At 66.7% G+C, this 14,652-nt stretch carries 19 protein-coding genes; 8 read left to right on the top strand and 11 right to left on the bottom strand.

The genetic code is table 11. From position 1 onward, the window contains the following. Window positions 1-241 precede the first annotated feature (241 nt). The 6 genes from AZSI13_RS08650 (at window position 242) to AZSI13_RS08675 (ending at window position 3,483) form a co-directional block, all read left to right on the top strand. Complete coding sequence (locus AZSI13_RS08650) at window positions 242-568, top strand: helix-turn-helix transcriptional regulator (protein ID WP_109040774.1); 327 nt, start codon at window positions 242-244, stop codon at window positions 566-568. Window positions 569-637: 69 nt separating this feature from the next. Then, a complete protein-coding gene (locus AZSI13_RS08655; RefSeq protein WP_201262341.1) occupies window positions 638-1,054 on the top strand; it encodes a rhodanese-like domain-containing protein in 417 nt (138 codons plus the stop codon). Between the two features lie 10 nt (window positions 1,055-1,064). Continuing rightward, window positions 1,065-1,331: a glutaredoxin 3 gene (gene grxC, locus AZSI13_RS08660; protein ID WP_109040775.1), complete on the top strand. Its 267-nt coding sequence runs from the start codon at window positions 1,065-1,067 to the stop codon at window positions 1,329-1,331. A gap of 43 nt (window positions 1,332-1,374) precedes the next feature. Beyond that, complete coding sequence (gene secB / locus AZSI13_RS08665; protein WP_109040776.1) at window positions 1,375-1,842, top strand: protein-export chaperone SecB; 468 nt, start codon at window positions 1,375-1,377, stop codon at window positions 1,840-1,842. 62 nt (window positions 1,843-1,904) lie between these two features. After that, a complete protein-coding gene (locus AZSI13_RS08670; RefSeq protein WP_109040777.1) occupies window positions 1,905-2,375 on the top strand; it encodes an SH3 domain-containing protein in 471 nt (156 codons plus the stop codon). Between the two features lie 103 nt (window positions 2,376-2,478). Continuing rightward, a complete protein-coding gene (locus tag AZSI13_RS08675; protein WP_109040778.1) occupies window positions 2,479-3,483 on the top strand; it encodes an NAD(P)H-dependent glycerol-3-phosphate dehydrogenase in 1,005 nt (334 codons plus the stop codon). 430 nt (window positions 3,484-3,913) lie between these two features. Here the strand turns inward: AZSI13_RS08675 and msbA are convergent, their stop codons facing one another. The 4 genes from msbA to cobT form a co-directional block, all read right to left on the bottom strand. Beyond that, window positions 3,914-5,662, bottom strand: coding sequence for a lipid A export permease/ATP-binding protein MsbA (msbA, locus tag AZSI13_RS08680; RefSeq protein WP_235609717.1), 1,749 nt, complete (start codon window positions 5,660-5,662; stop codon window positions 3,914-3,916). Between the two features lie 62 nt (window positions 5,663-5,724). Continuing rightward, window positions 5,725-6,303 carry an alpha-ribazole phosphatase family protein gene (gene cobC / locus AZSI13_RS08685; RefSeq protein WP_109040779.1) on the bottom strand — a complete coding sequence of 193 codons (579 nt, stop codon included), beginning with the start codon at window positions 6,301-6,303 and terminating at the stop codon, window positions 5,725-5,727. Next, window positions 6,291-7,064, bottom strand: a complete 774-nt coding sequence (locus tag AZSI13_RS08690; protein ID WP_109040780.1) for an adenosylcobinamide-GDP ribazoletransferase — start codon at window positions 7,062-7,064, stop codon at window positions 6,291-6,293. The genes cobC and AZSI13_RS08690 overlap by 13 nt, the downstream gene beginning before the upstream one ends. Before the next feature lie 4 nt (window positions 7,065-7,068). Then, the gene (gene cobT / locus AZSI13_RS08695; RefSeq protein ID WP_201262342.1) at window positions 7,069-8,124 is read right to left on the bottom strand and encodes a nicotinate-nucleotide--dimethylbenzimidazole phosphoribosyltransferase; all 1,056 of its coding nucleotides are present in this window, start codon (window positions 8,122-8,124) and stop codon (window positions 7,069-7,071) included. A gap of 88 nt (window positions 8,125-8,212) precedes the next feature. Between cobT and cobU the strand changes: the two genes are divergently transcribed. Together cobU and AZSI13_RS08705 are read left to right on the top strand one after the other, a co-directional pair. Further along, window positions 8,213-8,794: a bifunctional adenosylcobinamide kinase/adenosylcobinamide-phosphate guanylyltransferase gene (gene cobU / locus AZSI13_RS08700; RefSeq protein ID WP_109040781.1), complete on the top strand. Its 582-nt coding sequence runs from the start codon at window positions 8,213-8,215 to the stop codon at window positions 8,792-8,794. 118 nt (window positions 8,795-8,912) lie between these two features. Next, the gene (locus tag AZSI13_RS08705; protein WP_109040782.1) at window positions 8,913-9,365 is read left to right on the top strand and encodes a universal stress protein; all 453 of its coding nucleotides are present in this window, start codon (window positions 8,913-8,915) and stop codon (window positions 9,363-9,365) included. Window positions 9,366-9,489: 124 nt separating this feature from the next. Here the strand turns inward: AZSI13_RS08705 and AZSI13_RS08710 are convergent, their stop codons facing one another. From AZSI13_RS08710 to AZSI13_RS08740, 7 genes are all read right to left on the bottom strand, one after another. Continuing rightward, window positions 9,490-9,858 carry a PilZ domain-containing protein gene (locus AZSI13_RS08710; RefSeq protein WP_109040783.1) on the bottom strand — a complete coding sequence of 123 codons (369 nt, stop codon included), beginning with the start codon at window positions 9,856-9,858 and terminating at the stop codon, window positions 9,490-9,492. 32 nt (window positions 9,859-9,890) lie between these two features. After that, window positions 9,891-10,538 (bottom strand): 7-carboxy-7-deazaguanine synthase QueE, encoded by a 648-nt coding sequence (queE, locus tag AZSI13_RS08715; RefSeq protein ID WP_109040784.1) that lies wholly within the window; start codon window positions 10,536-10,538, stop codon window positions 9,891-9,893. Window positions 10,539-10,669: 131 nt separating this feature from the next. Continuing rightward, window positions 10,670-11,437 carry a tol-pal system protein YbgF gene (gene ybgF / locus AZSI13_RS08720; RefSeq protein WP_109040785.1) on the bottom strand — a complete coding sequence of 256 codons (768 nt, stop codon included), beginning with the start codon at window positions 11,435-11,437 and terminating at the stop codon, window positions 10,670-10,672. Between the two features lie 2 nt (window positions 11,438-11,439). Next, window positions 11,440-11,955, bottom strand: a complete 516-nt coding sequence (gene pal, locus AZSI13_RS08725; protein WP_109040786.1) for a peptidoglycan-associated lipoprotein Pal — start codon at window positions 11,953-11,955, stop codon at window positions 11,440-11,442. 51 nt (window positions 11,956-12,006) lie between these two features. Next, on the bottom strand, window positions 12,007-13,290 hold the full coding sequence (gene tolB, locus AZSI13_RS08730; RefSeq protein WP_109040787.1) for a Tol-Pal system beta propeller repeat protein TolB: 1,284 nt from the start codon (window positions 13,288-13,290) through the stop codon (window positions 12,007-12,009). 105 nt (window positions 13,291-13,395) lie between these two features. Next, window positions 13,396-14,241, bottom strand: a complete 846-nt coding sequence (locus AZSI13_RS08735; protein ID WP_109040788.1) for an energy transducer TonB — start codon at window positions 14,239-14,241, stop codon at window positions 13,396-13,398. An 8-nt stretch (window positions 14,242-14,249) separates the two neighbouring features. After that, the gene (locus tag AZSI13_RS08740) at window positions 14,250-14,648 is read right to left on the bottom strand and encodes an ExbD/TolR family protein (protein WP_109040789.1); all 399 of its coding nucleotides are present in this window, start codon (window positions 14,646-14,648) and stop codon (window positions 14,250-14,252) included. Between the last annotated feature and the right edge of the window lie 4 nt (window positions 14,649-14,652).

Below are 14,652 nucleotides of genomic sequence, written 5' to 3' on the forward strand. Positions count from 1 at the left end.
ACCCGATTCTCCGGGAGCGGGGCCGGCGGGCGATGATTGGGGGCATGTGTGCGGGGCGTCGGGTGGCTGGGTGGGCTGGCGAGGTTCCCCGTTGACGTGGATTAAAGTGCCCCGGGGCCCGATAGGCTAGATTTCTCCGCTTATTTTATAATGAATTCGCCCCTTGCCACGAGTTTGCCCCGAGTTTGCCTAGTGCCGGAAAGCGGCCAGACCCGGGCGGGCGCACAGGAGAGTCACCACGTTGGAAGCCCCCGTCAATCTGATCGACAAGCAGGAACACATCGAACTGGCCGCCCGGGCGCTGAAGTCCATCGCCCATCCGCTACGGCTGAAGATTCTCTGCGTGGTCGGCGACCAGGAAGCCTGCGTGCAGGAAATCGTCGATGCCGTGGGTACCTCCCAGAGCAACATTTCCCAGCATCTGGCCATCCTCCGGGAAAAGGGCGTGCTGCTCACCCGCAAGGACGCCAACCGGGTCTATTACCGGGTGGGTGACGGCCGCATCCTGCAGCTCATCGGCATGATGCGGGAGGTGTTTTGCGGCCCGTCGGAGTCGCCGGATCGCTAGAATGCCCCCTTGGGCAGCCCTTTGCGGTAATCTTCCCCGGCTTTTATCCATCCTTCCACGGAGTTTCGTTTGGATTTCATCAAGCAGAACATTTTCATCGTCGCCCTGGCCTTCGCCAGCGCCATGGCCCTGCTGGCTTCCTTCCTGCGGGGCGGCGGCAAGTCCGTCAGCGTGACGGACGCCACCCTGCTGATCAACCGCCAGGACGCCGTAGTGATCGACGTGCGGGATGCCGCCGAATTTGCCACGGGCCACCTGCCCGATGCCCACCACCTGCCCCTGGCCAAGCTGTCGGAACGCCTGGCCGAACTGGAAGGCTTCAAGGATCGCCCCATCGTCGCCTGCTGCGCCTCCGGCGTACGCTCCGCCAAGGCCCGGGATCTGTTGCTGAAGGCTGGTTTCACCAAGACCGTCAGCCTGGCCGACGGTGTCGGCGCCTGGGAGCGGGCAGGCCTGCCCCTCGAGCGCGCCAAGAAAGAAGCATGAGGAATCTGCCATGAAACGTGTTTTGATGTACTCCACCGCCGTCTGTCCCTACTGCATCCGCGCCGAACAGCTGCTCAAGAGCAAGGGCGTCGCCGACATCGAAAAGGTCCGGGTGGACCTGGAGCCGGAGCGCCGCGAAGAAATGATGGCCAAGACCGGCGGCAAGCGTACTGTGCCCCAGATTTTCATCGGTGACACCCACGTGGGCGGCTGCGACGACCTGTATGCCCTCGACCGGGCGGGCGGCCTGCTGCCCCTGCTGGCCGATGAAGCCTGAACACCCTGGAATTCCCTCAAATTAACGACTGGAAACACACACCATGAGCCAAGCCGAAGCCCCCGTTTTCGCCATTGAAAAGCTGTACATCAAGGACCTCTCCGTTGAAGTGCCGAATGCCCCTCAGATTTTCCTCGAGCCGGAATCTCCCCAGGTGGACATCCAGCTGCGCAGCGAAGGCCAGGGCCTGGGCGACGGCATGTTCGAAGTGGTGCTGACCGTCACCGTCACCGCCAAACTGGAAGACGAAAAGACCGTGTTCCTGGTGGAAGCCGGCCAGGCTGGCGTGTTCCAGATTCGTAACGTGCCCGATGAAAACCTCGAGCCCCTGCTGGCCATCGCCTGCCCCAACGTGCTCTTCCCCTACGCCCGGGAAGTCATCTCCAGCGCCATCGCCCGTGCCGGCTTCGCCCCCGTAGTGCTGCAGCCGGTGAACTTCGAGGCCCTCTACATGGCCCGCCTGGCCGAAGCCGAGCAGAGCGGTGGCGCCGGCGAAGTCCCCATTCAGTAACCCACCCGATCCGCCCTGTCGTTGCGTTGCCGTTGCGCGACTTTTTGCCCCGGAGGCCTGCCATGAGCAAACATTGCACCGTTCGCGGCGCATTCCTGGTCTGCACCCTGGCCTTCGGGCTGTCGGCCGGCAGCGCCCTGGCGGCCGACTTCCGCTCCGTCGAACCGGCGGAAGGCCCCGCAGCCATCCTCTACGACTCGCCGTCGAAAAAGGGTGTGCCCCAGTTCATCATCCGCCGCTACACCCCGGTGGAAGTGGTGGTCAGCCTCGAAGGCTGGGCCAAGGTACGGGATGCCGGCGGGGGCCTGGCCTGGATCGAGCGGGCCGCCCTGGCTGAACGCCGCACCCTGCAGGTGACGGTGGAACGGGCCGAAGTGCGCCAGTCGGCAGATGCCGCCGCTCCCCTGGTGTTCCAGGCAGAAAAGGGCGTCGCCCTGGAACTGCTGGAAACCGGGCCGGCCGGCTGGGCCAAGGTGAAGCACCGGGACGGCCAGAGCGGCTATCTGCGGGCCAACCAAGTCTGGGGCCTGTAGGGCACTGGGCCCTTGGCCTGCCGCTGCCTTGCGCCTCCCGTCTGCCCTGCCTTCTCCGTCATTCCCGCGCTCCGCGCCGTGATCCTCCTGTGATCGAATACCTATGAATATTGCCGTTCTCGGCGCTGGCGCCTGGGGCACCGCCCTCGCCATCGCCTTTGCCGCGGCCCACCGGGTCCGCCTGTGGTCCTGGGATGCTGCCCAGGGCGAGGAAATGTCCCGCCTGCGCGCAAATCCCCGCTACTTGCCGGGGGCCGCCCTGCCGAGCGAGCTGGAAGTCACCTCCGACCTGTCCCGGGCCGTCGCCGATGCCGACCTGCTGCTGGTGGCCACGCCCCTGGCCGGCCTGCGTCCGTCCCTGCTCAGCCTCAAGGACCTGGGGGCCGTCTCCGCCGCCCGGCCGATTCCCCTGCTGTGGGCGTGCAAGGGCCTCGAGGCCGGGAGCGGCAAGCTGCCCCACCAGATCGTGGCCGAGGAGTTGGGCACGGCCTATCCCTGCGGCGCCCTTTCCGGCCCCAGCTTCGCCGATGAAGTAGCCCGGCAGCAGCCCACCGCCATCACCCTAGCCTCCCTCGATGCCGAGCTGGCCGCCGAGCTGGCGCGCCAGCTGCACACGCCGCGCCTGCGCATCTACGCCCACGACGACGTGGTGGGGGTGGAAGTGGGCGGCGCCGTGAAGAACGTGCTGGCCATCGCCACCGGCATCGCCGACGGCCTCAATCTGGGCCTCAATGCCCGGGCTGCCCTGGTCACCCGGGGTCTGGCCGAAATCGCCCGCCTCGGTGAAGCCCTGGGCGGACGGCGGGAAACCTTCATGGGCCTGGCCGGCATGGGGGATCTGATCCTCACCTGCACCGGCGACCTCTCCCGCAATCGCCGGGTCGGCCTGGGCCTCGGCCAGGGCAAGACCCTGAGCCAGATTCTCGGCGAACTGGGTCATGTGGCAGAGGGCGTCAGTACCGCCCGGGAAGTGGCACAGCTGGCCCGCCAGCGGGATATCGACATGCCCATCACCCTGGCCGTGGATGCCGTTCTGCACCACGATCTGCCGGCCGCCGAGGCCGTGGAGCAACTCCTGGCCCGGGATCCGAAGGCCGAGCGGGACTAATCCCCTTCCCAAGCCCCGCCCCCCGACGCAGCACCGCGGCCGGGGGCGGGCTAGCTACGGCCTCTGCACCTCACGCGGCAGCAGCGGCGGTTCGGCACCCTTCGCCGGGCCGCCGAATCGGTACCTTCGAGCAATTCGGTACCTTCGGGCATTACCCCCCGTACCCCCCATTTTTTGCGAGCCACGCTGCAAACCGCGCCAGCCGCCGAAGAATGGCTGGGGCCCATCAAGCCGGGCCAATCCTGCCTCGCCCACCCTCCCCTTCCCCAGCCATTCATCGGATCACCGGCACGCCACACCCTGCGCCCCCGACACCCCGCAAAGCCAACAGGGGCGCGGACCTCATTGAAGATCCGCGCCCCTGTTGGCTTCCAGCGGCAATGCCAGCAATAACCGCGACTAGCTTGCCTCTCCAGGCAGGCAGTGGTGGCTAGGCTTCCCCGCCCTGGCTTTGCAGCTGGGCCAGGCGCAGGTAGGCGCCGTCCTTGGCCAGCAGTTCGGCGTGGGTGCCGCTTTCGACGATGCGGCCCCGGTTGAGCACCACGATGCGATCCGCCTTTTCGATGGTGGACAGGCGGTGGGCGATGACCAGGGTGGTGCGGTTCTGCATGAGGTTTTCCAGGGCCTCCTGCACCGCCCGCTCGGACTGAGTGTCGAGGGCCGAGGTGGCCTCATCGAGAATGAGGATGGGCGCATCCTTGAAGATGGCCCGGGCGATGGCCAGGCGCTGGCGCTGGCCGCCGGAAAGCTTGCCGCCGTTGGTGCCCACCACGGTGTCGAAGCCCTCTGGCATGGCCTCGATGAATTCCCGTGCATGGGCCGCTTCGGCGGCGGCGATGATGCGCTCCCGCGGCACTTCGGCGAGTTGGCCGTAGGCAATGTTGGCCGCCACCGTATCGTTGAACAGCACCACATCCTGGCTGACCAGGGCGATCTGGGAGCGCAGATCGGCCAGGGCGTAGTCCCGCAGGTCCCGGCCATCGAGCAGGATGCGCCCGGCGCTGGGGTCGTAGAAACGGGGCAGGAGGTTGGCCAGGGTGGTCTTGCCGCCGCCGGAGCCCCCCACCAGGGCGATGATTTCCCCTGCTTTGACCTGCAAATCCACCCCGTCCAGGGCCGGCCGTTCGGCACCGCCATACTGGAAGGTGATCTGCTCGAAGTGCAGGTCGCCCTTGGCCCGGGGCAGAGCCTGGGCACCGCCCTTGTCCTCCACCGGCACGTCCATCATCAGGAACACTGATTCAGCCGCCGCCAGGCCCTTCTGCAGCTGGGCATTGACGTCGGTGAGGCGCTTCAGGGGCGGGATCAGCAGCAGCATCGTGGTGATGAAGGAGACGAAGCCCCCCACCGTGGCCTGGTCGCTCTGGGCCTGCTGCACCCCCATGCCGACGATAATGGCCAGGACAATGGCGGCGGAGACCTGCACCACCGGCCCCAACACGGCCGCCGCCAGGGTGCTCTTCATGTTGTAGCTGCGCTGCTCGGCATTGATGCGGTGGAAGCGCGCGATCTCATGGCGCTGGCCGCCGAAGACCTTGACCACCTTGTGGGCCGAAACGGCCTCTTCCAGGATGTGCAGGATGCCACCCATGGCGTTCTGGCTGCCGTGGCTCATCTTGCGCAGACGCTTGGAAAGGCGGCCAACGGTAAAGCCCACGGCGGGGATCATGCACAGGGCGATGAGGGTCAGTTGCCAGTTGAGATAGACCATCCAGGCCAGCAGGCAGACCACGGTGAGGGAATCCCGCACCATCACCGTCAGCACCGTGGTGGCGGCACTGGTAACGCCCACCACGTCGTAGGCGATGCGGGACATCAGGGCGCCGGAGGACTGGTTCTCGAAATAGCTGGTCGGCAGGCGCACCAGGCGGTCGAACATGGCGTTGCGCAAATCCATCACCACCTTGTGGCCCACCCAGGCCAGGGAATAGTCGGCCACCAGGCCCAGCAGGCCCCGGGTCAGAAAGATGGCGACGATGGCATAGGGCAGCCAGCTACCCTTGCCATCGGCCGCGCTGCCAAACCCGGTGTCCAGCAGGGGCTTCATCAGCATGGGGAAGAGGGGCTCGGTGGCAGCGGCCGCCGCCATGGTCAGCAGGGAAAGGGCAAAGACACGCCAGTAGGGGCGCACGTGGCGCAACAGGCGCAGATAGATGTCCCGACTCGATTGTGGCGTCATGGGGTGTGCAATCCGTGTTGAAGCGGGCGCTCCGGGGCTGGGGCGCCGTAAAGGGGGCAATTCTACCGGTTCAGGCCGAGAATCCGTGGCCCGTAACTGCCGAGGCGCACCTGGCTGACGGTGGCGAAATCAAAATGCAGGCGGTGCCAGTCCGCCGGTGCCAAGTCCAGCCAATGGCCGAAAAGGGCCTTGAGCACACCGCTATGGGTCACAACGACGGCGGCGCCGGCGTTGTCGTGGGCGGCCTGCAATTCCGCCAGCCAGTCCAGCACCCGGGTCTGCAGGGCCAGGGCCGTCTCGCCGCCGTGGGGTGCGGCCCCCGCCGTATCCTGGGCCCAACGGTCGAGGGCGTCCGGCTCCTGGCGGTGAATGTCATCCCAAGCCTGGCCTTCCCAGCGGCCGAAGTCCAGCTCCTGCAAGCGGGCATCGAGCCGGGGCGCAGGCCCCAGGGCTTCGGCCAGCTGGCGGCAGCGGCGCAGGGGGCTGCTGTGGAGGGAGGCATCCGCCGGCAGCAGCCCTGCTAGGCGGGCACCGTGGGGCGCCACCGGCTCCGCCAGATCCAGGTCAGCACGGCCGTAGCAGATGCCTTCGGCCACCCGGGGTAAGGGGTGGCGGATCAGGAAGAGGTCTAGAGACTGCACAGCAGCCCCAGGTAGAAGGCCAGCTCACTCACCTGCTGGGTGGCCCCCAGGCAGTCGCCGGTATAGCCCCCCAGACGGCGGGCCATCTGCCGGGCCAGCCACAGGGTGGCCAGGAGAGCCAGGAGCAGGCCCAGGCCGATGGCGGCCGGGGAAAGGAAAGGCAGCAGCAGGGCGGCGCCAAGCAAGCCGACCAGGGCGACCCACAGCAGTTCGCTCCAGGACAGGCAGGTGGCGACGGGCCGGGCTTTGGAAGCACCTTCGTCCCGGGCGTAATCCAGCGTCTTGAGCAGGCTGGCAGCACAGCTGCGGGAGACGGCGTGCCCGGCTACCAAGGCCGCCGGCAGCGCGACGGCAGGCAGTTCCAGCAGGGCCAGGAACTTGCCGAGCAGGGCCAGCACCAGGGCAATGACGCCGTAGCTGCCGACCCGGGAGTCCTTCATGATGGCCAGCACCTGTTCCCGGGTCCAGCCGCCACCAAAGCCGTCGGCCATGTCGGACAGGCCGTCTTCGTGGAAAGCGCCGGTGACGTAGAGGCTGGTGGCCATGGCCGCCAGCACGGCCAGGGGCTGCGGCCACAGCAGGGCCGCAGCCATGCCGGCGAGCGCCGCCAGGGCGCCCACCAGGAGGCCCACGCTGGGCAGGTGGCGGGCTGCCTGCTGCAGCCCTTCGCCGGAATGGCCCACCCAGGCGGGCACCGGCAGGCGGGTGAAGAAGCCCAGGGCGGTGAAAAAATAGCCGATTTCCCGCTTCAGGGCTGCCACGGAATCAGGCCTCCTGGCCGCTGACGCCGGCGGAGTCGAAGCTGGCCATCTCGTTGAGGAAGGCCACGGCAGCCCGCACCAGCGGCAGGGCCAGGGCGGCACCGGTGCCTTCGCCCAGGCGCAGGCCCAGGTCCAGCAGGGCGGTGGCGCCGAAGTGGTCGAGCTGGGCACGGTGGCCGGGTTCGGCGGAGTTATGGCAGAAGGCGCAGTAGGCCAGCACTTCCGGATGCAGGCGGGCTGCCACCAGCAGGGCCGAGGTGACGATAAAGCCATCCACCAGGATCAGCATTTTGGCCTCGGCAGCGGCCAGGAAGGCCCCAACCATCTGGGCGATCTCGAAGCCGCCGAACTGGGCCAGCACTTCCAGGGCGTCGTCGCCGCCGCCTTCGTGGCGGTAGCGGGTCAAGGCCTGGGCCAGCAGGTTGCGCTTGCGGGAGAGGCCGGCATCGTCCAGGCCGGTGCCGCGACCCACGCACTCGGGCAGGCTGGCGCCGGTCAGGCAATGGGTGATGAGGGAGGCGGCGGCGGTGTTGCCGATGCCCATTTCGCCGAAGCCGATGACGTTGCAGCCCCGAGAAGCGGCCTGGCGCACCACAGCAGCGCCGGCGGCGATCGCCTCGTCCCGCTGGGCGGCGCTCATGGCCGGCATTTCCAGGTAGTTGGCGGTGCCCGGGCCAATTTTGGCCGTCACCAGGCCGGGCCGGGGGGCGAAGTCATGGGCCACGCCTGCATCCACCACCGTCAGGCCGATGCCGTTGAGGCGGGCGAAGACGTTGATGGCGGCGCCGCCGGCGAGGAAGTTCTCCACCATCTGCCAGGTCACGTCCTGGGGATAGGCGGAAATTCCGGCCTTGGCGGCCCCGTGGTCGCCGGCAAACACCAGCACTTCCGGCTGCCGCACCTCGGGGCTCAGGCTCTGCTGGATCAGGCCGGTGAGCAGGGCCAGGTTCTCCAGCAGGCCCAGGGCGCCCAGGGGCTTGGTCTTGGTGTCGATCTTGCGGCGCAGGGCGGGCATCAGGTCGACGTCGGGAGCGGCAATGGCAAAGGCGGGCAGGGACATGGCGGAAGAGGGCGAGAGGGAGAACGGGAAACCGAGGATTATACCCCCCGCCCCTGACCACTCCCGGCCCTGTGCTACCCTTCGCGCCATGGAAAAAGCACTGCGCGAACTGATCATCGGCGGCGCCCGCTCCGGCAAGAGCGCCCTGGCCGAGCAGCGGGCCGCCGCCAGCGGCCTGGAAGTGGTTTACCTGGCCACGGCCCAGGCCCTGGATGGCGAAATGGACCGCCGCATCGCCCACCATCGGGAGCGCCGCCCGGCCCATTGGGGCCTGGTGGAAGAACCCCTGGCCCTGGCCGACGCTTTGGCCCGGGAGGCCTCGCCGGGGCGCTGCCTGCTGGTGGACTGCCTCACCCTGTGGCTGACCAACCTACTCTTCGCCGGCCAGGCGGCTGCCCAGGCCGAAGCCGGCCAGGCGGTGGACTGCCCGATCCTGCGGGGCGGCCTGCAAACCCTGGCGGAGACCCTGCCCACCCTGCCCGGCCACATCATTCTGGTCTCCAACGAGGTGGGCTGGGGCATCGTGCCCATGCACCCCGTATCGCGCCTGTTCAGCGACGAACAGGGCCGCCTCAACCAACAGGTCGCCGCCTGCTGCGAGCAGGTCACCCTGGTAGCCGCCGGTCTGCCGCTGGCGCTCAAGACGCCCCCCGCGACGCTGCCTGATTAGGGAAAATCCCCGTTTCGGGCAGTCCCCGGGCCGGTGTATCGTGCCGCACGACACGTACGCCCCTCGGCCCACTAGCGGACTTCAGCCCTAGCGCCGACCCAACCAGCGGAGACATTCCATGTACAAGCGCATCCTGGTCGCCATCGACGACAGCTTCATGACCCAGCGGGTCCTGGCCGAAGCCACGGCCCTGGCCAAAGCCCACGGCGCCGCCCTGTGCATTGCCCACGCCATCGACGAAACCATCCTGGCCCACTCCAACGTGGAAAGCCTGGCCCCCACGCCCATCGGCGAGGTGGAGTCCCATCTGCGCCAGGCGGCTGGCGCCTTCCTCGAAAAGGCGGCGGAAAGCGTCCGCGCCCAGGGCCTCACTCCGGAACTGAAGGTAGTGGATTCGGAAAAGAAGCACGTTTCCGAAATTCTTGCCGACACCGCCGAAGCCTGGCAGGCCGACCTGCTGATCCTCGGCACCCATGGCCGCCGCGGCCTGGAACGCCTGTTCGTCGGCAGCGTGGCCGAGCGTGTCGTCCGCCGCGCCACCTGCTCCGTGCTGTTGGTACGCGGCGAGTAACTCGGTCCGCGAATCCGGCTACAGCAAAACAAAAGGCCGACGCCCCAGGGGCGTCGGCCTTTTTCATTTCCGGGTATTTCGGCCGGCTGGCGTAAATGTGATGCTGCGCCCTGGCCGGTTACGCTCAGTCGTGGCTGACCAGGGAAGAAAGCTCCCGGTCCAGCAGGGCGGCATCGCCCAGGTTGAGTTCCACCAGGCGGCGCAGGTGGCTGATGCTGTCCAGGTCGATGCTCTCGCAGTGTACCCCTGCCACATTGCCTTCCACATGGGCCAGATAGCCCTCCATGACCACCACCACGTCGCTGTGGTTGAGGGGAATCTCCAGCTTGCAGCCCTCTCCCGAACGGCCCTGCCAACCCTCGGCCATGGCGACCAGGGCCCCCTTGAGGGAGAGGTCGCGAATCTGGCCGATATGGCGACCGCCCCCGGCGGTGGTCAGATGGGCATTGCTGAGGAAGTGGATGCGGCTGAAGTGGCGGCGTTCCTGGCTCATGGCGGTCTCCTGGCGAGGGGCCAAGCCCCCCCTTATTTCCCTCGCATGTTACCCCAAAGCAGCTTGTGCAGTTGCACCTGGAGCCGCACCTCCAGGCCGTCCGCCAGTATCCAGTCGGCCAGTTGCCCGGGTTCCAGGCGGCCCTGCACCGGCGCCATGAGAATGGGGCAATGGCCAGCCAGGCCGTGCTCGGCAATGCGGGCCACGGCCCAGTCGTAATCGGCCCGGTCGGCCAGCACCAGCTTCAGCTCGTCATGGGGCGTCAGGTACTGCAGGTTGGACCAGAGATTGCGCTCCACCTCGCCGGAACCGGGGGCTTTCAGATCCACGATCTTCGATATCCGGACATCCACGCCCGACACATCCAGGGCACCGCTGGTTTCCAGGGACACGTCGCAGCCGGCATCGCACAGGGCCGCCAACAGGGGCAGGCAGTTCTTCTGAGCCAGGGGCTCGCCACCGGTGACGCAGACCCGGCGGGTGGGATGGCGCGCCACCTCGGCCAGGATGTCGTCCAGCGCCATGACCGTGCCACCGGAAAAGGAATATTCCGTATCGCACCAGGTGCAGCGCAGGGGGCAGCCGGTCAGGCGCACAAAGACCGTCGGCAGGCCGGTGCGGGAGGTTTCCCCTTGCAGGGAGTAAAAGATTTCGCTGATCTTCAGCGTGGTGGTACTCATGGGCGAATCCGGCAAAAACCCGTCATGTTGGCGCACGGCGGAAGGGAGGGCACAAAGGGACTGCGGAAAAGACCGCGGGGAACGGCAACCGTTCCCCGCGTGGGACTGCGATGCGGCCGGAACGATCCGGCTTACTTCTTCTTCAGCCGTTGGCGCGCCTGTTCGGCTGCCTGGCTGCTCGGGTACTTGGCCACCAGGGCTTCCAGACTCTTCTTCGCCCCCTTGGCATCCCCCAGCTCCTGCTGGCAGGCGGCTGCACTGAGCAGGGCATCCGGCGCCTTGGCACTATCGGGCCACTTGGCCACCAGGGCGTTCTGCACCTCCACCGCCTTCTTGCAGTCGCGCAGGGCGTAGTGGCTGTTACCCAGCCAGTATTGGGCGGAAGGGGCCAGGGAACTGCTCGGATGGGTCTTCACGAAGGCCTCCAGGGCCACTGCGGATTCCTTGTACTTGCCTGCCTTGAAGTGGTTCAGGGCGGCTTCGTAATCCCGGGATTCCTGGGCCGGGTCGGCCTTCACCGGCGCCGGAGCGGCAGCGGCAGGCGCTTCCTCGCCGGCGGGCGGCGTCGCCGCCCCGGGGGCCGCGGGGCCTTCGAGTTTGCGCAGGCGGGTATCCAGGTCGATGTAGAAATCCTTCTGGCGCTTCTGGGCGGCTTCCAGTTCGTAGGTCAGCACTTCGGCCTGGCCGCGCAGCTTGGCCAGTTCGGCGCGCATCGCCTCGATCTGGTTGGACAGCTCGATCTGGGCCCGGGAAGCCGCATCCAGGCGCTCCGTCGTCTGGGCCTTCAGATCGTTGATCTGGCGCCGGGCTTCATCGTCATCGAAAAGCCCGGCCTGAGCCGGCCCGGCCCCCCAGAGGGCAGCCAGGAGCGCCACCGAGGGCAGGAGCCGGCGCATCATGCTCAGAACTCGCCGCTGTACAGGATGTCGGCGCGACGGTTTTCGGCGTAAGCCGCTTCGTCGTTGCCTTCAGCCTTCGGCTTCTCTTCGCCCAGGCTCACGGATTCCAGCTGGTCTTCGCTGACGCCCAGCAGGGAGAAGGCCTTCTTCACGGCGTCGGAACGCTTCTGGCCGAGGGCCAGGTTGTATTCGCGGGAGCCGCGTTCGTCGGTGTTGCCCTGGATCAGCACCTTGGTGCCCTTGTTGGCGGCCAGGTACTTGGCGTGAGCAGCCACCAGATCCTTGTATTCGGGCTTGATGTCGAACTTGTCGTAGTCGAAGTAAACGCTGCGCTTGTAGAGCACGTTCTTCGGGTCGTTGTAGGGCTTCATGCCCACATCGCCGCTGCCGACACCGACGGAGGTGGCGCTGCGGTTTTCGACGCCGGCGCCGGACTGCTCGGGAGCAGCGGGCTGGCTGCCGCAGCCGGCCAGGACGAAGAGGGAAGCGATGAGGGCGGGAAGGGCCAGTTTACGCATGTTTCGGAACTCCTAGGGGGTAAAGGGTACTGCGTCAGATGCTGCGTCGCGTTACTTCAGATAAGGGCCCCACGCCGGTTCGCGAACATCGCCGGCGGAGACCGAAAGGCGCTGCTTGACCCGACCATCGGACGAAACAGCGGAAAGCACGCCCCGGCCGCCCATTTCGGTGGCGAACAGGATCATGCGGCCATTGGAGGCAAAACTGGGGGACTCATCCTTGTGGGAGTCGGTGAGGATCTGCACCTGCTTGCTCGCCAGATCCATGATGGCCAGCTGGAAGCGGCCGCCATTACGGGAAATGAAGGCCATGTTGCGGCCATCCGGCGAGAGGCGGGGCGTCACGTTGTAGCCGCCTTCGAAGGTAACGCGCTGGGCGGCGCCGCCGCCCACGGAAACCTTGTAAATCTGGGGGGCACCGCCACGGTCGGAGGTGAAATACACCGATTCGCCATCCGGGGAGAACTGAGGCTCGGTATCGATGGCGGAGGAACTCATCAGGCGCTGGGCACCGGAGCCGTCGGCATTGATGAGGTAAATCTGGGAACCGCCATCCTTGGAAAGGACAATCGCCAGGCGACGGCCGTCAGGCGACCAGGCCGGAGCGGAGTTGGAGCCCTTGAAGTTGGCCACCACGGTGCGCCGGCCGGTGGCCAGGGTGTGCACGTAGACCACCGGCTTCTTGTTCTCGAAGGACACATAAGCCAGGCGGCCGCCATCGGGAGACCAGGCGGGGGAAATGATCGGTTCCTTGGAAACCAGGGCCGGCTGGGCATTTTGGCCGTCGGCATCGGCAATCTGCAGCTCGTAGCGACCGGCGTGCTTGACCACGTAGGCGATGCGAGTGGAGAAGTAGCCCTTCTCGCCGATCAGCTTTTCGTAGATATAGTCGGCGATGCGGTGGCCGGCGGCGCGCAGCATGTTGGGGGTGGTGACAAAGGCCACGCCGCCCAGGGAAGCCTGTTTGGAAACGTCGTAGAGGCGGAAGCGGGCCTCGAAGCGACCAGCGCTTTCGGCCACCAGGCTGCCGCCGACAAAGGTATCGGCGCCCTTGCTCTTCCAGCCGTTGAAATCCACGGCGTCGTTTTCACTGATGGGCACGGCCCCCGGCTCCACCAGGCGGAACAGGCCGCTGCGCTCCAGATCGGCGCGGATCACCGAGGTCAGGGCTCGGGAATACCCAGGCTCACCGGCAAAATCGGCAATGGCAATGGGCAGGCGGTGGGCGCCGGCGCCGGTAATCTCGATGGAGAGCTGGGCGCGGGCAGCGCCCAGGGCCAACAGCAGGGAAATCCCCAGGAAAACTCGGGCAAAGAGGCGCGCAGTCACGGTCATCGGGCTAAAACCTGGCCGGAAAAAGGGCCGATTATACCCAAAGCCCATGGAAACACCGCGTAACGAAAGGTAACGAAACCGTACGGGGCCAACCCGCCGGCTCCGTTACTGGGGACAGCCGCCGGAGGCTTCCTGGGGGCAGAAGGTCAGCTCCAGCTCCCGGTGAAAGGCGGACTTGTCATCCGGCAGGGGCAGGGGCGACGACTTGAGGATGGCGCGCTCCACGGCGCTGTCGTAGGTCGGCACACCGCTGGAGCGGGTCATGCGGACATTGATGATTTCGCCGCTGGGCAGTTGGGTAACGCTGAACTTGGCCGTGGGATTGCCATTGACGCTGACAAAACCCAGATTGCCCCGCACCTTGGCGCGAATCTTGTCCACATAGGAGGCCAGACCCTTGCTGCGGGCGGAAGCGGCGGCCGACTCTTTGCCAGCGGCCTGCTGCAAGGACATTTCACGGTTGAGCTGGTCCTTCAGTGCCTGTTCACGCTGACGCTGCTTCTGCTCCCGCTCTTCCCGCTCAAGCTGCTCCTTCATCAGATCCCGGGGATCAGGCTTCTTTTCTTCCTTCTTCGGCTCCGGCTTGGGCTCGGGCTTCGGCTCTTCCTTTTTGGGCTCGGGCTTTTTCTTTTCTTCCTTCACCGCGATATCCGGCTTGGGCAGCGGCTTGGGCTCCGGCTTTACCTCGGGCTTGGGTTCCGGCCGCGGCTCCGGCTTCGGTTCAGGGCGAGGCTCGGGTTTCGGCTCGGGAGCCGGAGCAGGCGGCTTGTAGGCGCCCTGGGGCACGTCGCTCCACAGCTCCACCTCCACGGCCTCATGTTTGGTCTGCCAGCGGATACCGAAGAAGAGAAAGCCGGCCAGCAGGGCATGGACCAGGACAGCCAGGATCAGGGCCTTGCGCTTGCCCGGCTCCTCCCGCCGTTCGAAGGGCATGTCCGTGTCGGCGTTCATTCGGGTACTCACTTGCGCACCGTCTCCAGGCCGACCCGCTTCACGTTCTGCTGCTTGATCTGGTCCAGCACCTCCAGCACCGCGTCGTAGCGGGCGGCCTTGTCGCCCACCACCAGCACCGGTAGCTCCGGGTCGGCCGCCAGGGCATCGGCCAGCAGTTCATTGAGCTGGCGCCGCTCGACGGCCTTTTCCTTGCCCTTCGGGTCCTGTACGGCGAGGGCGCCATCGGCCTTGACGATCACCCGGTAGGGGTTGGTGGGTACGGCGGAAGACTTGCCCGTGCTGGGCAAATCCACGGAGCCGGTCTGCATCATGGGGGTGGCCACCATGAAGATGACCAGCAGCACCAGCATGACGTCGATGTAGGGAACGACGTTGATTTCGTTTTTCAGACGACGGGGACGCATGACT

This window comes from Azospira sp. I13 (assembly GCF_003112695.1).
GTDB lineage: Bacteria > Pseudomonadota > Gammaproteobacteria > Burkholderiales > Rhodocyclaceae > Azospira.

Bases quoted from the DNA above. Each gene is read 5' to 3' on its own strand.
- grxC (WP_109040775.1), top strand. From the start codon at position 1,065: ATGAAACGTGTTTTGATGTACTCCACCGCCGTCTGTCCCTACTGCATC.
- secB (WP_109040776.1), top strand. From the start codon at position 1,375: ATGAGCCAAGCCGAAGCCCCCGTTTTCGCCATTGAAAAGCTGTACATC.
- AZSI13_RS08670 (WP_109040777.1), top strand. From the start codon at position 1,905: ATGAGCAAACATTGCACCGTTCGCGGCGCATTCCTGGTCTGCACCCTG.
- AZSI13_RS08675 (WP_109040778.1), top strand. From the start codon at position 2,479: ATGAATATTGCCGTTCTCGGCGCTGGCGCCTGGGGCACCGCCCTCGCC.
- msbA (WP_235609717.1), bottom strand. From the start codon at position 5,662: ATGACGCCACAATCGAGTCGGGACATCTATCTGCGCCTGTTGCGCCAC.
- cobT (WP_201262342.1), bottom strand. From the start codon at position 8,124: ATGTCCCTGCCCGCCTTTGCCATTGCCGCTCCCGACGTCGACCTGATG.
- cobU (WP_109040781.1), top strand. From the start codon at position 8,213: ATGGAAAAAGCACTGCGCGAACTGATCATCGGCGGCGCCCGCTCCGGC.
- AZSI13_RS08705 (WP_109040782.1), top strand. From the start codon at position 8,913: ATGTACAAGCGCATCCTGGTCGCCATCGACGACAGCTTCATGACCCAG.
- AZSI13_RS08710 (WP_109040783.1), bottom strand. From the start codon at position 9,858: ATGAGCCAGGAACGCCGCCACTTCAGCCGCATCCACTTCCTCAGCAAT.
- queE (WP_109040784.1), bottom strand. From the start codon at position 10,538: ATGAGTACCACCACGCTGAAGATCAGCGAAATCTTTTACTCCCTGCAA.
- ybgF (WP_109040785.1), bottom strand. From the start codon at position 11,437: ATGATGCGCCGGCTCCTGCCCTCGGTGGCGCTCCTGGCTGCCCTCTGG.
- pal (WP_109040786.1), bottom strand. From the start codon at position 11,955: ATGCGTAAACTGGCCCTTCCCGCCCTCATCGCTTCCCTCTTCGTCCTG.
- tolB (WP_109040787.1), bottom strand. From the start codon at position 13,290: ATGACCGTGACTGCGCGCCTCTTTGCCCGAGTTTTCCTGGGGATTTCC.
- AZSI13_RS08735 (WP_109040788.1), bottom strand. From the start codon at position 14,241: ATGAACGCCGACACGGACATGCCCTTCGAACGGCGGGAGGAGCCGGGC.
- AZSI13_RS08740 (WP_109040789.1), bottom strand. From the start codon at position 14,648: ATGCGTCCCCGTCGTCTGAAAAACGAAATCAACGTCGTTCCCTACATC.